Genomic DNA, 16562 nt, shown 5'->3' with positions numbered 1-16562 from the left:
CGCGGATGCTCAACTCGCACACAGACGCTTACGGCTGATTCGGTTTCCAGACTGTGAAATAACCATCGCGCCAAGAGTTCCATAACACCCTGAGACGGTGTCAAGATGATTGAATTCGAGTAGACGTCGGCGTCGACCGCGCTCAGTCGTCGTCCGCAGCGGGGATGGGCTCTTCTTTCTCCCCTTCGAGCCTCTCTCCCGCTTCTCCGTCTGCTTCTTCCGTCTCCGCCGCTGCTCCCGCTACGGGGACCTCGTCGTCGCCGTCCTCGGTCACGGCGTCGGGATCCCGGATCCACAGATCGCCGAAGAGGTCGTCCTGGTGGAGGTGCACTTCGCCCCGGTGCGAGAGGAAAAGCAGTGCGAGGTACGTTGTCACAGGTGTTTCGGCGGCCTCGCGGACCTCCGCGAACAGGACCTCCCTGCGGCCGTTGTCGTAGTGGACGTCGATCGCCTCCTCGACGGCCGCGATCGAGCTTTCGATGTCCTCGGCGTGGGTGGTCCCCGTGACGTCGTGGGCGGTCGGCTCGTCGTCCTCGCGGAACTCGTCGGCCGACCGGTAATCCAGCGTCTGCGTCCCGCGGCTGTGGCCGTGGGGCGACTCCGAGGTGTCGTACTCGCGGCGGCGCTTCCACCACGACTCCCGCTCGGCCTCCCGGAGTTCCCGGACGAGTTCGTCCAGCGTCTCCGGCGATCCCCGGGCGGTTTTGCGATCCAGGCGGCGGTCCATCTCCGCCTCGAGGGCGTCGACGGGGTCGAAAGCGGACGCCTCGCCGTTCTCGGCGGCGCCTCCGTGGCTGCCGGCTTCGGCGATCGGATCGCCGCCTTCTAGGGCGGCCTCCCACGGTTCCAGTTCCTCCTCGGCCTCGTCGTCGGGCTCCAACAGCGCGTCGCTTTTCATCCGCAGGAGGACCGCGGCGTAGAACAGCGCGCGCCCGGAGGTCCGCAGGTCCGTCTCGTCGAGTCGGTCGAGGAATGCGTCCGTGGCCTCCACGAGGTCGACGTCCCAGGGGTCGATCTCGCCCTCCTCGGCCAGTTGCACGAGGAGCTCGACGGGTTCGACCTCGTCGTCGTCCGCTGTCCCCTGTCCGGGGGTCGCGCCGTCCCGTGTCGGGAGCGGGTCGTCGTCGGCGGCAGGGTGTCCACCCGGTGCGGAACCTGCGGGATCAGTCATCCGCGGGCACCTCCGGTTCTTCGCCGTCACCGAGTTGAATTCCGGTGACCGCGCTGACGTTGTCGCCCTGCATCGTCACGCCGATGGCGCGTTCGGAGCGTTCGAGCAGCGCAGAGCGGTGGGAGACGACGACGAACTGCGCGTCCGCCGACAGGTCGTCGACCATCTCCCCGACGCGTTCGGCGTTGGCGGCGTCGAGGAAGGCGTCGATCTCATCGAGCGCGTAGAACGGCGCGGGGTTGTGGCGCTGGATGGCGAAGATGAACGCCAGCGCCGTCAGCGACTTCTCGCCGCCGGACATCGCGTTCAGCCGCTGGATCGGCTTGTCCCCGGGCTGGGCTTTCATCGTCAGGCCGCCCTCGAAGGGATCGTCGGGATCCTCCAGGTGGAGTTCGCCCGTCCCATCGGAGAGTCGCTCGAAGATGTCGGTGAAGTTCTCGTTGATCGCGTCGAACGCCCGCATAAACGTCTCCTTCTTCTGCGCCTCGAAGCGGTCGATCCGCTCTTCGATCGCCTCGCGCTCCTCCACGAGGATGTCTCGGCGCTCCTGGAGGTCGTCGAGTTCCGCGCTCACCTCGTCGTACTCGTCGATCGCGAGCATGTTCACCGGTTCGAGTGCCTCCATCTCCTCGGTGAGTCGCTCGATCGCTGACTCGACCTCGTCGTGGTCGGGAATCTCCTCGGGATCGTACTCGCCGACGGCCGCTTCGAGTTCGTCGATCTCCCACGAGAGCCGTTCGGCCTCCTCCCGCAGCGATTCGAGTTTCGCCTCGATCCGGTCGACCTCGTCGCGCTTCTCGTCGCGCTCGCTTTTCGCGGCCCGCAGCGTCGCCTGCAGATCCTCGCGGTCGGATTTCAGCTCCGCGAGCTCCTCCTCCAGTTCTTCGACGGCCTCGCGCTTCTCTTCGAGCGTCGCCTCGCGGTCTTCGATCGCCGCCTCCTTCTCGCGGATGACGTCCCGGGCGTCGGCCTTCTTCTCCTGGGCGGACTCGATTGTCGCTTCGAGGTCCTCGACCGCATCCTCGGCGTACTGCCGCTCTAGCTGGAGTTCGTTCAGTCGGCCGTCGAGGTCGTCCATCCGGGATTCCTTGTCCTCGATGGTCTCGCGGATCTCGTCGGCCTCGGCGGTGAGTTCGGGGATCTTCGAGTCGGCGAGTTCGGCTTCGAGGTCGTCGATCTCCGCCTGGACGGTCCCGATCTGTTCGTCGAGGTCCGCGATCTCTTCGTCGAGGTCCTGCATCTCCGCGTCGACCTCCGCGCGCTTCTCGCGGAGTTCCTCGATCTCGTCCTCGCGGGCGTCAATCTCCGCTTCGGCCTCCTCGATGTCGGCCTCCGCGTCCTCGATTTCGGCTTCGATGGACCGGACCCGGTCGCGGGCGTCGGTAGCGCGGCTTCGAGCGTCCTCGATGTCCTCCTCGAGTTCGCGGATCTCCGCCTGGAGGCTCCGGCGGCGGTCCTCAAGGTCTTCGATCTCCGCCGCGAGGCGCTCGAGCCGCCCGTCGCCGGACTTCGAGAAGGAGTAGCGCGAGCCGCCGCCGGAGCCGCCGGTCATCGCGCCGGAGCGCTCGACCAGGTCGCCGTCGAGCGTCACCATCCGGTAGTCGCCCATCAGGTCGCGGGCGGTCTCCATATCCTCGACGACGAGCGTCGAGCCCAGCACATAGGAGAACACCGACTCGTACTCGGCGTCGTACTCGACGAGGTTCCGCGCGAAGTCGACGACGCCGGGGTAGTCCGGCAGCGACGGGAGCCCGCGGTCCTCCATCTCCGTGATCGGGAGGAACGTCGCCCGCCCGGCGTTGCGGGACTTCAGGTAGTCGATACACGAGGAGCCGACGCCGTCGTCGTCGACGACGACGTGGGCGAGCCGGCCGCCCGCGGCGGTCTCGCAGGCGCTCGCGAACTCGCCTTCGACGGCGCCTAGTTGGCCGACGGTGCCGTGCACGCCGGAGCGGTCGGCGTTGAGGACGGTCGTGACCGCCCGTGGCCAGGAGTTGTCGCCGTCGTCACCCGCGCGGGCTTCGAGGGTGGCGTATTCGGACTGTTTCGACTGGATCTCCTCGACGACCTCGTCGAGTTTCTCCTTCCGTTCGGCCTTCTCGGCCCGGAGGTCTTCCACGACGTCTTCGATCTTCGATTCGTTCTTCTCGGCTTTGTCGAGTTCCGAGTGAAGATCCGAGAGTTCGGCCTTCAGATCGGGGAGTTTCTCGCGGAGCTCTTCGATCTCGGCCTCGGCCTCGGAGATCTCCGTCGCCCGCCGCCGCGTGTCGTCGAGCAGCCGGTCCTTCTCGCGCTGGCGGTCGTTTTTCTCGGTTTTCAGCTCTTCGAGGCGCTCTTTCTTCTCTGCGAGGTCCGCCTTGAGTTCGTCGTACTCGGTGTCGACGTCGTCGATCTCGGCCTGGACTTCGGCGAGGTCCGTCTCCAGGGAGCCGATGTCGGATTTCACCGACGCCTTCTCGACTTTCACCTCCCGGATCTCCCCGTCGAGTTCGTCGATCTCCTCGTTCTTCCGGTCGAGTTGGACGAACGCGTTCCGGCGCTCGCTTTCGGCGTCCTCGATCCGCTCTTCTGCGGCCTCGATCGCGTTCTCCAAGCGATCGATCTCGCCTTTGACCTCCTCGATCTCGGATTTGATCCGGAGCTGTTCGTCCTCGCCCTTCCGCTCGATCTCCCGGGTCAGGTCGTCGAGTTCGTCCTCCAGCCGGCTGACGCGTCCCTGCCGCCGGTCCAGTTCCTCGCGGTGGGCTTCCAGCTTCGATTCGGTCTCGTCGATTCGGCCTTGGGTCGTTTCGAGGTCGTCGCGTTTGTCTTCGAGTTCGGCCGCCTTCTGGTAGCTCTCGTATTCCTCCCGTTCCTCGCGGAGGTCGCGGTACTCGAGGGCAGTCTCGCGTTCGTCGGCCAACTGGTCGAGTCGTGTCTCCTTCTCCTCGATCCGGAGGTCGGCCTCCTCGATTCGGCCCTCGACGGCGTCGAGTTCCTCGAAGGCGTCCTCCTTCTTCGCGTCGAACTCTGCGACGCCGGCGATCTCGTCGATGATCCCCCGGCGCTGGTGGGCGGTCATGTTGATGATCTCGGTCACGTCGCCCTGCATCACGACGTTATAGCCCTCGGGGGTGATCCCCGCCTGCGCCAGGAGGTCCTGGATGTCCGAGAGGTTGCACGCGCGGTCGTTGAGATAGTAATACGAGTAGTAGTTGTCCTCGGTCTCCTTCACGCGGCGCTTGACCGTGATCTCGGAGACGTCGCCGACGTCCTCGCTGCCGGCGGCGTTGACCACTTGCGAGCGGTCCAGCGTCCCGTCGCCGTTGTCGAGGATGACCGTGACCGAGGCTTCTTTCGGGCCGCCGGCCCTGCCGCTTTCCCCGTCTTCGTCGTCGGCGTGGCCGGGATTGTAGATGAGATCTGTGAGTTTCTCGGCGCGGATGCCGCGCGTGCGGGCCAGTCCCAGCGCGAACAGCACGCCGTCGATGATGTTCGACTTCCCGGAGCCGTTCGGCCCGGTGACGACAGTGAAGTCCTCGTAGAACGGAATCCGCGTCGTCCGCCCGAAGCTTTTGAATCCGTCAAGGACGAGCTCTTTGATGTGCATAGGTTGCTCGTAGCGGGCGGACGCCCCGGTTATGCGACGATTATATCGTCGTCTTCGGTCGCCGCCTCGTCGTCACCGTCGGCCTCGTCCCCCTTATCCCCGTCGGCGTCGCTCGCCTCGCTGGGGACGTGATCCTCGGCGTCGGCGTCGATGAAGTCGGCGTCGTCCGCGTGCTGGGCGGAGGCCTCCCGGCGCGACTCCGCCTGTGCCGCCGACTCCCGGTGGGGATCGTCGACGACCGTCTCCGCCTCGGGATCGGCGTCTGTCGCCGCCTCATCGGCCGTGGCGTCGTCAGCCGTCGCGTCCTCGGACCTGTCGGTCCCGTATCCGACCGGTCGGCTGCCCGCGGTGAGGTCGACCTCGACCTCCTCCTCGAGGAGTCGGACGCGTTCTTTCGTCTCGACGAGCTCTTCGGTCAGCCCGTTGACGGCGGCTTGTAGCTCCGCGACCTTCGACTCGAGTTCCTCCACGCGGTTGCTCATAGGGAATATAGCCCGCCTCCGGCCACATAAACGTACGTCAGACATCTACCCGGGATGTGACAGGAGTACGGAACGTCCGCCCGACGGCGAGGGTGGTAGCGATGAGACGATTAGGACCGCCTTACCGGAGGTGTTTGTCGAAGAACCCCTCGGTCCACCCGAACGCGAACGACCGCTGTGTCCGGTGGACGTCGTGGCCCGCTCCAGTGGCGACGACACACTCCGCAGGGACGTCGTTTTCCGCCAGCCGATCGTGGAAGAACTCCGAGGCCATCGCGGGGACGACGTCGTCGTCCTCCCCGTGGAGCAACAGGAGCGGTGGGACGCCGGTCCTTCCGGACCCGCCTCCCGCCCGCTCCCGCAGATACGTCGACGGCGACGCCTGCTTCCAGGCCTCCGGCGCCGACTCGCGATCGCCGCCGAGGAACGCCACGAGCGCGTCGGTTTCCGGCTGATGTTCGAGCGCGTACGTGCCCGCGACGCCGACGACCGCCGCGAGCGCATCGCTCACGTCGATGGCGACACGCTCCGCCACGTCCACAACGACCTCGGGTTGTGGCGCGAACGCCTCGTCGTCCGCCGTCAGCGCCGCGAGCACGGCGAGATGCGCGCCCGCGTCGTGCCCGAACGCCCCGATCCGCCCGGGGGCGACGCCGAGATCGGCCGCGTGCGCCCGGAGCCACCGGATCGCGGCCTTCAGATCGCGGATCTGCGCCGGGAAAGCGGCGACGTTGCTGCCGCGGTACGACGGGACGGCACAGACGTACCCCCGCTCGGCGAGGTCGAGCGCGTACCGCGCCAGTTCTCCCCGGTCGCACGTCCGCCACTGGGCGCCGGGCACGAGCGCGACCGCGGCGCGGCGGGCGGCGGGTTCGGCCGACTTCCGGGGCGACTCCGCCGACGCTGGCGCCGGCCGATAGAGGTCGAGCAGCAGGGTCTCGTCCGGGCGGGCCGCGAAGGGCACTCCGCGGTGGACGTCGATCTCGACGGCGTCGGCGAGCCCCCCGGGCATCGACCGTGGTCTCGACGGCCTCGCCGGAATAGGTTTCGTTCCCGTGCCGTGTGGTCCGTGCGTCCGAGATCGAATCGACGGTGACGGAGCCTTCCGGGTAACTAGCCCATCCGTTCGAGGATTTCTTCTTCGAGCGCCTTCCTGAACTGAATCTCGTGCGGGGTGATTTGCCCGTGCTCGGACTCGATAGCCCGGAACTCGACTGTTGCCCTGTACTCGTCGAGCAGTTCCTCGTCGTCCATCTCGGAGATCTCTTTCATCTACTGGGTGGCCACTCCTGAATCGGGGTTCGATCCGCCGCTCGGAAAATCCTCGGGCTGAGTGGGCTCGGGCGGGATCGAACCGCCGACCTCTTCCTTGTAAGGGAAGCGTCATTACCACTAGACCACGAGCCCGCACCTCGACGGAGACTATACACGGGTAAAACGGTTTCCAATCCCGAGGAGCGGAACCCTTACCACTGCACGCCCGAACGCCCGGTATGGCCGACCGGACGCGACTCGCCGCCCTCGCGGTCGCGGTCGTCATCCTCCTTGCGATCGGGTTCGTTGCCGTCGCCAGCAATCCGGGACTGCTCCCGACTGGCGAGTACGAGCGGACGACCGTCACCGTCGTCGACAACGACTCCGGCGAGCAGCTCGCGGCGGTCGACGTCCGCGTCGCCGACAGCACCGCGAAACGCTACACGGGACTCAGCGAGACCGAGTCACTGGGCGCAGACGAGGGGATGCTCTTCGTCCACGATTCCGAAGACGAGTACGAGTACGTGATGCGCGGGATGTCGTTCCCGATCGACATCGTCTTCGTCGACAGCGACGGGCGGATCACGGCGATCCACCACGCCGAACTCCCGGCGGACGGCGCCGACTCACCCCGGTACTCCGGTCGCGGCCGATACGTCCTCGAAGCCCCGTACGAGTACACCGACGACCACAACATCACCGTCGGCGACCGCGTCCGAATCGCCGGCGACTGGGGACCGACGGCGGAGTAGCCTCCTGTGGCGGGATGCCGACGGCTCCGATCCGAAAAGCCGAGGACCGGGGGGACCGTTCGGCCCGTATGGACGACCGCACCGCCGAACTCGACGCCCTCGAAGGGTGGCACGCCGAAGGGTACGCCGCCCGGGTCCACTACCACGGCGCGGGCGATCGCTACAGCATCGAGTTCTACGGCCCCTCCGAATGTGTCCTCTACTGGAAAGTCAAGGGCGACGGCGAAACCGCCGTGCCCGTCGGTCGCGAGACCGTCCCGGAGCCGCTCCGCGAGCGGATCCGCGAGGATCTCGACACGGCCGGGATCGATCCGGAAATCGAACGACAGTCGCTGTGAGTCGCGTCTTCGCTCTCCATCCCGCACCCTCGGAGAACGAGCGACAGTTACTCTAAGGACTTCCCGCGGTTCTGGAACTCCCCGCCGCAGGCACAGGTCCCCGGGTGTGTCATCGACTCGGTCAGTCTCCCGCACTTGAGACATTCGTACGTCGACTCGGATTCGGGGCTGTTTGCGTCCTCGACATCTTGGTCGTGTGGCATAATTGTATTTGTTTTTCGTGCGAACTATATAAAACATCATAGTTAGTTATATACGCCAGGGGACAGTCGGATCGCCCGTCTTTCCCCGGGACCATATTCCTGTCTTGACTGCGCTGCTGTCACGGGAGCGTTTCACAACTAGTTGCCGTCAGGACGCTCGGCAAACGGCGTTCGATACCGACTGCCTCCACCCAACATCGAAAGCTCCGTTCAGCGGATATCGCCGAAGTCTTTGGCCGGATGGAACCCTTTAGTACCGACGAGCCCCGAACGTCGGTGATGGCGGCCCCCGTCGACGAGGACGACCCGTTCGAGCGCCAGCGTGAGCGTGCGGAGAACCCGATGCGCCGGCTCTTCGGCGAGTATGGCCGCGAGAACGTCCTCGCCTTCGTCGTCGGCGTCACGTCGAGCGTCGTCGCGCGACTGCTGGACCTGCTGCCACCGGTCCTGCTGACGGTCGCGGTCGACTCCATCTTCTTCGACGAACGGCCCTTCTCGCTTTGGCTCGTGCCCGACGCGTGGCTCCCCGCAACACAGACCGGGCAGCTCTATCTGTCGGTGGCGTTGATCGCCGTTGCTTTCTTCGGCGGCGCGGCGTTCCACTGGACGCGCAACTGGGGGTGGAACTCATTCGCCCAGCACATCCAGCACGCGATCCGGACCGATACTTACGACAAGATGCAGCGGCTGAATATGGACTTCTTCGCCGACAAGCAGACCGGCGAGATGATGTCGATCCTCTCGAACGACGTCAACCGCCTCGAGCGGTTCCTCAACGACGGAATGAACTCGGCGTTCCGCCTCGGGGTGATGGTGCTCGGAATCGCGGCGATCCTGCTGTACTGGAACTGGCAACTGGCGGTCGTCACGCTCACCGTCGTGCCGCTGATCGGCTACTTCACGTACCGGTTCGTGCAGACGATCCAGCCGAAGTACGCCGAGGTGCGCTCGTCGGTCGGGCAACTGAACTCGCGGCTGGAGAACAACCTCGGCGGGATCCAGGTGATCAAATCCTCGAACACGGAGACGTTCGAGTCCGACCGCGTCGACGATGCGTCCCAGGACTACTTCGACGCCAACTGGGACGCGATCGGCACGCGAATCAAGTTCTTCCCTGGGCTCAGGCTGCTGTCGGGGATCAGCTTCGTCGTCACGTTCCTCATCGGCGGCGTGTGGGTGCTAACGTACCAGCAGACCGGCACGGCGCCGCTGTTTTTCACCGGCCGGCTCACGCCCGGGCAGTTCGTCGGGTTCATCCTCTTCACCCAGCGGTTCATCTGGCCGATGGCACAGTTCGGGCAGATCATCAATATGTACCAGCGCGCGTACGCCTCCGCCTCGCGGATCTTCGGGTTGATGGACGAACCCGCCCGGATCGCCGAGGATCCGGACGCGGACGACCTCGTCGTCGAGGACGGACGCGTCGTCTACGACGACGTGAGTTTCGGCTACGACGCCGAGGAGACGATCGTCGAGGACGTCTCCTTCACCGTCGACGGCGGGGAGACGCTCGCCTTGGTCGGTCCCACCGGATCGGGAAAATCCACCGTACTGAAGCTCCTGCTCCGGATGTACGACGTTGACGAGGGCGCGATCACGGTCGACGGGACAGATATCCGCGACGTCACGATTCCGAGCCTCCGCCGATCGATCGGCTACGTGAGCCAGGACACGTTTATGTTCTACGGCACGGTCGAGGAGAACATCCGCTACGGGACGTTCGGTGCCGACCACGACGAGGTCGTCGCGGCCGCGAAGGCCGCCGAGGCCCACGAATTCATCCGGAACCTCCCCGACGGCTACGACACCGAGATCGGCGAACGCGGCGTGAAGCTCTCCGGCGGTCAAAGGCAGCGGCTCTCGATCGCCCGGGCGGTGCTCAGGGATCCGGAGATCCTCGTGCTCGACGAGGCGACCTCCGACGTCGACACCGAGACGGAGATGCTGATCCAGCGCTCGCTGGACCGACTCACGGCGGACCGAACGACGTTCAGCATCGCCCATCGCCTCTCGACGATCAAGGACGCCGACAAGATCGTCGTCCTGGAAGACGGGCGTATCGTCGAACGCGGCGACCACGATGAGCTTCTCGCCAACGACGGACTCTACGCGCACCTGTGGGGAGTCCAGGCGGGCGAGATCGAGGAACTCCCCGAGGAGTTCGTCGAGCGCGCCAGTCGCCGGGCATCGCGCCGGGGCGTCGAATCCGACGCCGACGACTGACACCGGTGCCTTCGATGCGCCACTAGGGCCGAAACTGCGCCGGGACCGCTGTGATATCGCTCCGGAGTAGCGATCGAATAGACCGTCTACTCCATCTTGGAATTCCTATGGGTAATAATCAGGTATAGTAAATATTATTTACCTACATCTCGCAGTGGGTAACACGAATGAGCACCACCGAGGTATTCGCCAACGAAGAGGAATCGACGGACCGCTGGGAACCGGTTCGTGAGATGCCGCCGAGCGCGAAACTCGTCGCGAAGGTACTCGACTACAACGACACGCTCACGCAGAGCCAACTGGCCGAGGAGACCCTGCTGCCGCCGCGGACAGTTCGGTACGCGCTGTCCAGACTCGAAGATGCAAACGTCGTCGACTCGCGTTTCTCGTTCACTGACGCGCGCAAGCGCCTGTACACGCTGAATCTCTGACGGCTCGGTCTCTGACGGCTTGGCCTCTGACGGCTCGGTCTCTGACGGCTCGGTCTCTGACGGCTCGGTCTCTGACGGCTCGGTCTCTGACGGCTCGGTCTCTGACGGTCCGGCCACCCGTTTCTGACGACCTGCCGTTCGTACTGTGGGGGACTCCAAGTATCCAGACGTTCAAGTAGGAAGACGGAACCAGGGTCTCCGTGACCGAACAGCCGTCCGCACCTGCCCCGGAATCGCCCTCGACCGAGGCGGTTCGTCGCTCACTGCGCGCACTCGCGACGTCGACCGCGGGCGCGGCGCGTCCGGCGTCGACGACGTCACTCGACGAGCAGCGGCGTGATCGCGGTACGTGCGAGGGATCTGAACGCGATGCCGACCCAACTGGTGAACCTGGACACGCCGTCCGTGATCCCGATCGCGTCGTTCACGACGCCGAACGCGCCGTCTCCGCTGCAACCGCGGCCGCAGCTTACCTCGCTGCGGGTCGCCTCCCGAACCTGTCGGCCGCGATCGAAGCCGCCGACCGCCGGGGCGCGGTCGAGGTTGCCGAACGGGGTCGAGACGCGCGGGCGACGCTCCGCCGGCTGGAGGCTGCACTGTCTGGAGAACAGGCCGAACCGAGGGTTGGGACTGACCGAGCACCGACGGACCCACAATCGCCGTGAGGGCCACGATCCACTTCCGCCGCGCTCGCGGAACCGTTTTACCCCATAGCGATCAACACGCCGATAGATGACACGGGTGATCCACACCGGCGACACCCACATCGGGTACCGGCAGTACCACTCGCCTGAGCGCCGGGCGGACTTCCTCGCGGCGTTCGAGCGGGTGATCGACGACGCGGTCGAGATGGACGTCGACGCCGTCGTCCACGCGGGCGATCTGTTCCACGACCGCCGCCCGGACCTCCGGGACCTGCTGGGTACGATCCGCGCTCTCCGTCGCCTCCGGGAGGCGGACATCCCGTTTCTGGCGGTCGTCGGCAACCACGAGTCGACCCGCGGCGGACAGTGGCTCGATCTCTTTGCGGATCTGAACCTCGGCGAACGGCTCGGCGCCGATCCCCGACGGATCGGCGAGACGGCCTTTTACGGGCTCGACCACGTGCCGAAATCCCGCCGTGCCGATCTCGACTACGACTTCGCGGCCCACGAGGCCGACCACGCGGCGCTCGTCAGCCACGGCCTGTTCACGCCCTTCGCCCACGCCGACTGGGACACGGAGACCGTGCTCGACCGGTCGAACGTCGACTTCGACGCCCTGCTGCTCGGCGACAACCACGCGCCGGGCGTCGAGACCGTCGACGGGACGTGGGTCACCTACTGCGGGTCGACCGAGCGCGCGAGTGCGGCCGAGGAGGAACCGCGCGGCTACAACCTCGTGACGTTCGACGACGCGGTCGACATCCGCCGTCGGACCCTCGAAACGCGCCCGTTCGTCTTCGTCTCGGTGTCTTTGGCGCCGGGTGAGGGCGAAGCGCGGGTCCGCGAGCAGACCCGCCAACACGAGGTGACCGACGCGGTCGTTATCGTCGAGGTGACTGGCGAGGGGGAACCCGTCTCTCCCGCCGCGATCGAGGAGTCGCTGTCGGAGCGCGGTGCACTCGTCGCCCGCGTGACCGACCGCCGCGATCGCGAAACGGATGGGACGGTCGACGTTTCCTTCGCCGACCCCGACGACGCCGTCGCGGAACGCGTCCGCGATCTCGGACTTTCTTCAGCTGCGCTCGAAGTCGACGACACGGTGCGCGAGAGCGCGATCCCCGACTCGAACGTCCGGGAGACGGTCGAACAGCGCGTGTCGGACCTGCTTTCGGAGGGCGGCGACGCCTTCGAGACCGCGGCGGACGTAGACGACGAGGGCGAGGGCGCTGGTTCGGATGCCGATGAGGAAGCCGAGGCCGCTGATTCGGACGCGGACGAAGATCCGGACGCGGACGAAGATCCGGACGCGGACGAAGATCCGGACGCAGGCGACGACACTCCCGCGGAAGCCGGTGAGGAACCGGAAGACGATTCCCAAGGCGAGGAACCGGACGCTGATCCGACAGACGGGATAGTCGGAGCTGACACTGACGCCCCCGACGGCCAGGTCACGATGGAGGACTTCTGATGCGCTTCGACCGAATTCAGCTCCGGAACTTCAAACCGTACGCCGACGCGGATCTCGACCTCCGCGACGGGGTGACCGTCATCCACGGCCTGAACGGCAGCGGCAAGTCCTCGCTGCTCGAGGCGTGCTTCTTCGCGCTCTACGGCGCCCGCGCGCTCGACGAGACGCTTGACGACGTTGTGACGACCGGCGAGGACGAGGCAGCGGTGACGCTGTCGTTCACTCACGACGGTGCCTCCTACCGGATCGAACGCGAACTCCGCCGCTCGGGCGAGCGGATGCAGACCGCCAGCTGTACGCTCGACGGCCCGGACGTCGAGATCGACGGCGCCACCGACGTGCGGGCGTTCGTTGCCGACCTCCTCCGGATGGACGCCGAGGCGTTCGTCAACTGCGCGTACGTCCGCCAGGGCGAGGTGAACAAGCTCATCAACGCCACCCCCGCGGAGCGACAGGATACCATCGACGACCTCCTGCAGCTGGGCAAACTGGAGGAGTACCGCGAGCGGGCGAGCAGGGCGCGGTTGGGTGTCGAGGACGTCCTCTCGGAGCAGCGCGGCGCCCTCTCCAAACTCGATTCCCAGATCGAAGCTAAGGAAGATGCCGGGCTTCACGAGCGCCTGAACGACCTCGAAACGGAACTCTCGGAGGTCGACGCCGAGATCGACCGCTTCGAGGAGAACCAGGCGCGCGCCGAGGAGACGAAAGCGGACGCCGAGGAGGTCCTCGACGCCTACGAGGAGACGAAGGCGGAACTCGACGACCTCGATGCCGACATCGCGGAGTTGCGCGAGACGATCAGCGACGACGAATCCGCGCGCGAGGACCTCCGCGAGGAGGTGCTCGACGCCCGCGAGCGACTCGACGATCTCGAAGCCGAACTGGACGAGGCGCTCTCGGCGACTGATCTGGCGACCGACGGCGTAGGCAGCGGTGGCGACGCACTCGACGACGAAACCATCGAAGCCCACCGCGACACGCTCGACGAACGAGAGGGGGGAGTCCGCGAGGGACTACAGGACGCGCGGCAACGGGAGACGATGCTGTCGAATCAGGCCGAGAAGCTGGACGAACGCGCCGACGAGTTGGCGTCCCGCGCCGAGTCGACCCGCGAACGGGCCGCAGACGCCGACGAGTCGGCGACGGAGGCCGACGAGCGGATCGAAGAGCGGATCGACGAGCGCGACGCGGTCGACGAGGAGATCGAATCACTCCGCGAGCGGTTCGCCGATTCCCCGATCGATGTCGGCGGCGCGGACGAACACCGCCAGTCGGTGCAAGCGGAGTTACAGGAGGTGCGCGAGGACCTCGCCGACGCTCGCGCCGAACTCGAATCTGTCCGCGAGCGACTCACGGAGGCGAAAGAACTCCGCGCTGAGGGGAAGTGTCCGGAGTGTGGCCAGCCGGTCGAGGAGTCGCCGCACGTCGACGCGATCGGCGAGTACGAGGCACGGATCGACGACCTCGAAGCCGAGGTCGAAGAGCTCACCGACCGGCGCGAGGAGCTGTCGTCGACTCTGGAGATAGCCGAGTCGCTCGCGGCGGCCGAGAGCCGCCTCGACGCGCTGCGGGAGAAGCGCTCCCTGATCGAAGATCGGATCGAAGATGCGCGGACCGCCGCCGACGAACACCGATCGGAGGCGGAGTCCCTCCGGGAGGAAGCAGCGGACCTCGAAGCCGAGGCCGAAGAGAAGCGTGATGCGGCGGAGACTCAGGCGGAGGCGGCCGCCGAGGCGGAAGCGCGCGTCGAGTCCCTGGAAGACGACCTCTCGGACGTCGAGGCGGCGCACGACCGGCTCGATCGCGTCGTGGACCTCCGGTCGGAGCTCAGGGAGGTCGACGCCGAGATCGACCGGCTCCGGGAACGTCGCGAGGCGATCGCCGACCGGAACGACGAACGAAGGGAGTTCCTCAAGGAGAAGCGGGACCGACGCGCAGAACTCGCCGAGGCGATCGACGAATCCCGGATCGAGGAAGCACGGACGAACAAGGCCGAAGCCGAGGAGTATCTGGAAAACGTCGCGGTCAAACTCGACGAACTCCGCGAGCGGCGCGACGACCTCCAAAGCGAGATCGGGAGCGTGAACGGCGAACTCTCCCAACTGGAAGAACTCCGATCGGACAGGGACGCGGTCGCGGCGCGGGTCGCGGATCTGGAGTCGCTCCACGGGGAGATCTCGACGCTGGAGTCGACCTACGGCGACCTCCGGGCGGAACTGCGGCAACGCAACGTCGAGACGCTCGAACGGATGCTCAACGAGACCTTCGAGTTGGTGTACGGCAACGACGCCTACTCGCGGATCCGCCTCGACGGCGAGTACGAACTGACGGTCTTCCAGAAGGACGGCACCGCGCTGGACCCAGAACAGCTCTCCGGCGGCGAACGGGCGCTGTTCAACCTCTCGCTGCGGTGTGCGATCTACCGGCTGCTCGCGGAAGGGATCGAGGGGTCGGCGCCGATGCCGCCGCTCATCCTCGACGAGCCGACGGTGTTCCTCGACTCGGGGCACGTCTCCCGGCTCGTCGACTTGGTGGAGAAGATGCGGAGCCTGGGCGTCAACCAGATCCTGATCGTGAGCCACGACGACGAACTCGTCGCCGCCGCCGACGACCTGGTGACCGTCGAGAAAGATCCCACGAGCAACCGCTCGACGGTCACGCGCGCCGACGACGCGTCGCTGGCGGCTGTGGAATCGAGCGCGGACGACTGATCGGCCGCGGTCGGGGGAGCGGCTACTGCCGCCGCCGGCCACACTGACGGAAAGCCGATAGCATCATCAACCACGACGACCACGCCGAGATATGGGCACGCCGCGTTCCGACCGAAAAGCGCAGACTGCGGAGGTTCTCGACCGCCTCACGGCGGAGTATCCGGACTCGACGATTTCGCTGAACTTCTCGAACCGCCTGGAACTGCTCGTCGCCGTCGTCCTCTCCGCGCAGTGCACCGACGAGCGGGTCAACGAGGTGACCGCGGACCTGTTCGAGAAGCACCAGACCCCGGCGGATTACGCCGCGGCCGACGAGGAAGAACTCGCCGAGGACATCTACGGCATCACGTTCCACAACAACAAGGCGGGCTACCTCAAATCGATCGGGGAGACGCTCGTCGCCGAACACGACGGCGAGGTCCCCGACACGATGGCCGAACTCACGGACCTCTCCGGCGTCGGTCGCAAGACGGCGAACGTCGTCCTCCAGCACGGCCACGACGTGGTCGAGGGCGTCGTCGTCGACACGCACGTCCAGCGCATCTCCAGACGACTCGGACTCACCGAAGAGAAGCGTCCCGAAAAGATCGAAGAAGAACTGATGGAACTCGTCCCGGAATCGGAGTGGCAGCAGTGCACCCACCTGTTCATCAGTCACGGCCGCGAGACCTGTACCGCGCGGAATCCCGACTGTGCCGACTGCGTACTCGAAGACATCTGTCCGTCCTCGAAACTCGACAGCGACGTCGACCTCGCATCCGGCGAGCCGTGGGACGGGAATTGATCCCGATTCGAAGCGACCGGATGGCGTGAGGTACGCTTGTGAGACTCGAATTTTCGCCACTACTTAGTGAACGCCGCTGCACTGCCCGATTAATGTCAGACGTCTGTAAAACGTGCGGACTGCCTCGGGATCTCTGTGTCTGTGAGCAGCCTGCCGATGATGCGGGCGCACTCACTGTCGAGATCGAAGAGCGACGCTACGGAAAGGAGGTCACAGTCATCCGGGGATTCGACTCCAGATACGTGGATACGGACGCGCTGGTTGCAGATTTCCGATCGACCTTGGGCTGTGGGGTGACTGCGGAGGACGACACCATAGAGCTTCAGGGCAACCACGCGGGGCGGGCGACAGCATTTCTCCGGGATAAGGGGTTTGCCGTTACTGACGACCCCGCGACCGATGCGGACCCGGAACGTAGCCAGGGAAGCACGGATACGGAAATATATCGGGTCTGTTCGAACTGCGGGAGCGACCTTTCCGACAGCGGAGAGCCAAATTTCTGTCCCGAATGC

General features: G+C 66.0%; 14 protein-coding genes, 1 tRNA gene and 1 pseudogene. 9 read left to right on the top strand and 7 right to left on the bottom strand.

All coding sequences use genetic code 11. The annotated features are described in order from the left end of the window. Nucleotides 1–142: 142 nt before the first annotated feature. The 6 genes from RJT48_RS05330 to RJT48_RS05305 form a co-directional block, all read right to left on the bottom strand. On the bottom strand, nt 143–1171 hold the full coding sequence (locus RJT48_RS05330; protein WP_311171208.1) for a segregation/condensation protein A: 1029 nt from the start codon (nt 1169–1171) through the stop codon (nt 143–145). Next, entirely contained in the window at nt 1164–4760 is a 3597-nt protein-coding gene (gene smc, locus RJT48_RS05325; protein WP_311171207.1) for a chromosome segregation protein SMC, read from the bottom strand. Before smc ends, RJT48_RS05330 begins: the two co-directional genes overlap by 8 nt. Nucleotides 4761–4789: 29 nt before the next feature. Next, complete coding sequence (locus RJT48_RS05320; protein WP_311171206.1) at nt 4790–5242, bottom strand: DUF7518 family protein; 453 nt, start codon at nt 5240–5242, stop codon at nt 4790–4792. 121 nt (nt 5243–5363) lie between these two features. After that, complete coding sequence (locus tag RJT48_RS05315; RefSeq protein ID WP_311171205.1) at nt 5364–6254, bottom strand: alpha/beta hydrolase fold domain-containing protein; 891 nt, start codon at nt 6252–6254, stop codon at nt 5364–5366. Between the two features lie 101 nt (nt 6255–6355). Then, nucleotides 6356–6514: a hypothetical protein gene (locus RJT48_RS05310; protein WP_311171204.1), complete on the bottom strand. Its 159-nt coding sequence runs from the start codon at nt 6512–6514 to the stop codon at nt 6356–6358. Nucleotides 6515–6576: 62 nt separating this feature from the next. Continuing rightward, nucleotides 6577–6649, bottom strand: a tRNA-Val gene (locus tag RJT48_RS05305). An 86-nt stretch (nt 6650–6735) separates the two neighbouring features. Here RJT48_RS05305 and RJT48_RS05300 point away from each other — a divergent pair. Together RJT48_RS05300 and RJT48_RS05295 are read left to right on the top strand one after the other, a co-directional pair. After that, nucleotides 6736–7248 (top strand): DUF192 domain-containing protein, encoded by a 513-nt coding sequence (locus RJT48_RS05300; protein WP_311171203.1) that lies wholly within the window; start codon nt 6736–6738, stop codon nt 7246–7248. 68 nt (nt 7249–7316) lie between these two features. Continuing rightward, nucleotides 7317–7586: a DUF7538 family protein gene (locus tag RJT48_RS05295; RefSeq protein ID WP_311171202.1), complete on the top strand. Its 270-nt coding sequence runs from the start codon at nt 7317–7319 to the stop codon at nt 7584–7586. Between the two features lie 47 nt (nt 7587–7633). On the opposite strand, the gene RJT48_RS05290 is transcribed toward RJT48_RS05295, so the two are convergent. Beyond that, nucleotides 7634–7789 (bottom strand): rubrerythrin-like domain-containing protein, encoded by a 156-nt coding sequence (locus RJT48_RS05290; RefSeq protein ID WP_311171201.1) that lies wholly within the window; start codon nt 7787–7789, stop codon nt 7634–7636. Between the two features lie 279 nt (nt 7790–8068). On the opposite strand from RJT48_RS05290, the gene RJT48_RS05285 reads away from it, so the two are divergent. The 7 genes and pseudogenes from RJT48_RS05285 to yciH form a co-directional block, all read left to right on the top strand. Beyond that, nucleotides 8069–10012, top strand: coding sequence for an ABC transporter ATP-binding protein (locus tag RJT48_RS05285; RefSeq protein WP_311171200.1), 1944 nt, complete (start codon nt 8069–8071; stop codon nt 10010–10012). 167 nt (nt 10013–10179) lie between these two features. Next, nucleotides 10180–10443 (top strand): MarR family transcriptional regulator, encoded by a 264-nt coding sequence (locus tag RJT48_RS05280; protein WP_311171199.1) that lies wholly within the window; start codon nt 10180–10182, stop codon nt 10441–10443. A gap of 200 nt (nt 10444–10643) precedes the next feature. Beyond that, entirely contained in the window at nt 10644–11108 is a 465-nt protein-coding gene (locus tag RJT48_RS05275; RefSeq protein WP_311171198.1) for a DUF7966 family protein, read from the top strand. Between the two features lie 67 nt (nt 11109–11175). Continuing rightward, a complete protein-coding gene (gene mre11 / locus RJT48_RS05270; RefSeq protein ID WP_311171197.1) occupies nt 11176–12555 on the top strand; it encodes a DNA double-strand break repair protein Mre11 in 1380 nt (459 codons plus the stop codon). Then, a complete protein-coding gene (rad50, locus tag RJT48_RS05265) occupies nt 12555–15266 on the top strand; it encodes a DNA double-strand break repair ATPase Rad50 (RefSeq protein ID WP_311171196.1) in 2712 nt (903 codons plus the stop codon). The genes mre11 and rad50 overlap by 1 nt, the downstream gene beginning before the upstream one ends. A gap of 91 nt (nt 15267–15357) precedes the next feature. Further along, entirely contained in the window at nt 15358–16050 is a 693-nt protein-coding gene (gene nth / locus RJT48_RS05260) for an endonuclease III (RefSeq protein ID WP_311171195.1), read from the top strand. Nucleotides 16051–16142: 92 nt separating this feature from the next. Next, nucleotides 16143–16430: pseudogene (yciH, locus tag RJT48_RS05255) on the top strand (stress response translation initiation inhibitor YciH); the annotation flags it as partial. Between the last annotated feature and the right edge of the window lie 132 nt (nt 16431–16562).

Source organism: Halobellus ordinarius (genome assembly GCF_031823395.1).
Lineage (GTDB): Archaea > Halobacteriota > Halobacteria > Halobacteriales > Haloferacaceae > Haloquadratum > Haloquadratum ordinarius.
The sequence above is the reverse complement of the archived record's forward strand: the minus strand, read 5'-3'. Positions and strand labels throughout refer to the sequence as shown.

What these genes read in the sequence shown, in the direction of transcription:
- rad50 (WP_311171196.1), top strand. Translation starts at nt 12,555, where the DNA reads ATGCGCTTCGACCGAATTCAGCTCCGGAACTTCAAACCGTACGCCGAC.
- RJT48_RS05330 (WP_311171208.1), bottom strand. Translation starts at nt 1,171, where the DNA reads ATGACTGATCCCGCAGGTTCCGCACCGGGTGGACACCCTGCCGCCGAC.
- RJT48_RS05315 (WP_311171205.1), bottom strand. Translation starts at nt 6,254, where the DNA reads ATGCCCGGGGGGCTCGCCGACGCCGTCGAGATCGACGTCCACCGCGGA.
- RJT48_RS05300 (WP_311171203.1), top strand. Translation starts at nt 6,736, where the DNA reads ATGGCCGACCGGACGCGACTCGCCGCCCTCGCGGTCGCGGTCGTCATC.
- smc (WP_311171207.1), bottom strand. Translation starts at nt 4,760, where the DNA reads ATGCACATCAAAGAGCTCGTCCTTGACGGATTCAAAAGCTTCGGGCGG.
- nth (WP_311171195.1), top strand. Translation starts at nt 15,358, where the DNA reads ATGGGCACGCCGCGTTCCGACCGAAAAGCGCAGACTGCGGAGGTTCTC.
- RJT48_RS05290 (WP_311171201.1), bottom strand. Translation starts at nt 7,789, where the DNA reads ATGCCACACGACCAAGATGTCGAGGACGCAAACAGCCCCGAATCCGAG.
- RJT48_RS05280 (WP_311171199.1), top strand. Translation starts at nt 10,180, where the DNA reads ATGAGCACCACCGAGGTATTCGCCAACGAAGAGGAATCGACGGACCGC.
- mre11 (WP_311171197.1), top strand. Translation starts at nt 11,176, where the DNA reads ATGACACGGGTGATCCACACCGGCGACACCCACATCGGGTACCGGCAG.
- RJT48_RS05285 (WP_311171200.1), top strand. Translation starts at nt 8,069, where the DNA reads ATGGCGGCCCCCGTCGACGAGGACGACCCGTTCGAGCGCCAGCGTGAG.
- RJT48_RS05310 (WP_311171204.1), bottom strand. Translation starts at nt 6,514, where the DNA reads ATGAAAGAGATCTCCGAGATGGACGACGAGGAACTGCTCGACGAGTAC.
- RJT48_RS05320 (WP_311171206.1), bottom strand. Translation starts at nt 5,242, where the DNA reads ATGAGCAACCGCGTGGAGGAACTCGAGTCGAAGGTCGCGGAGCTACAA.
- RJT48_RS05295 (WP_311171202.1), top strand. Translation starts at nt 7,317, where the DNA reads ATGGACGACCGCACCGCCGAACTCGACGCCCTCGAAGGGTGGCACGCC.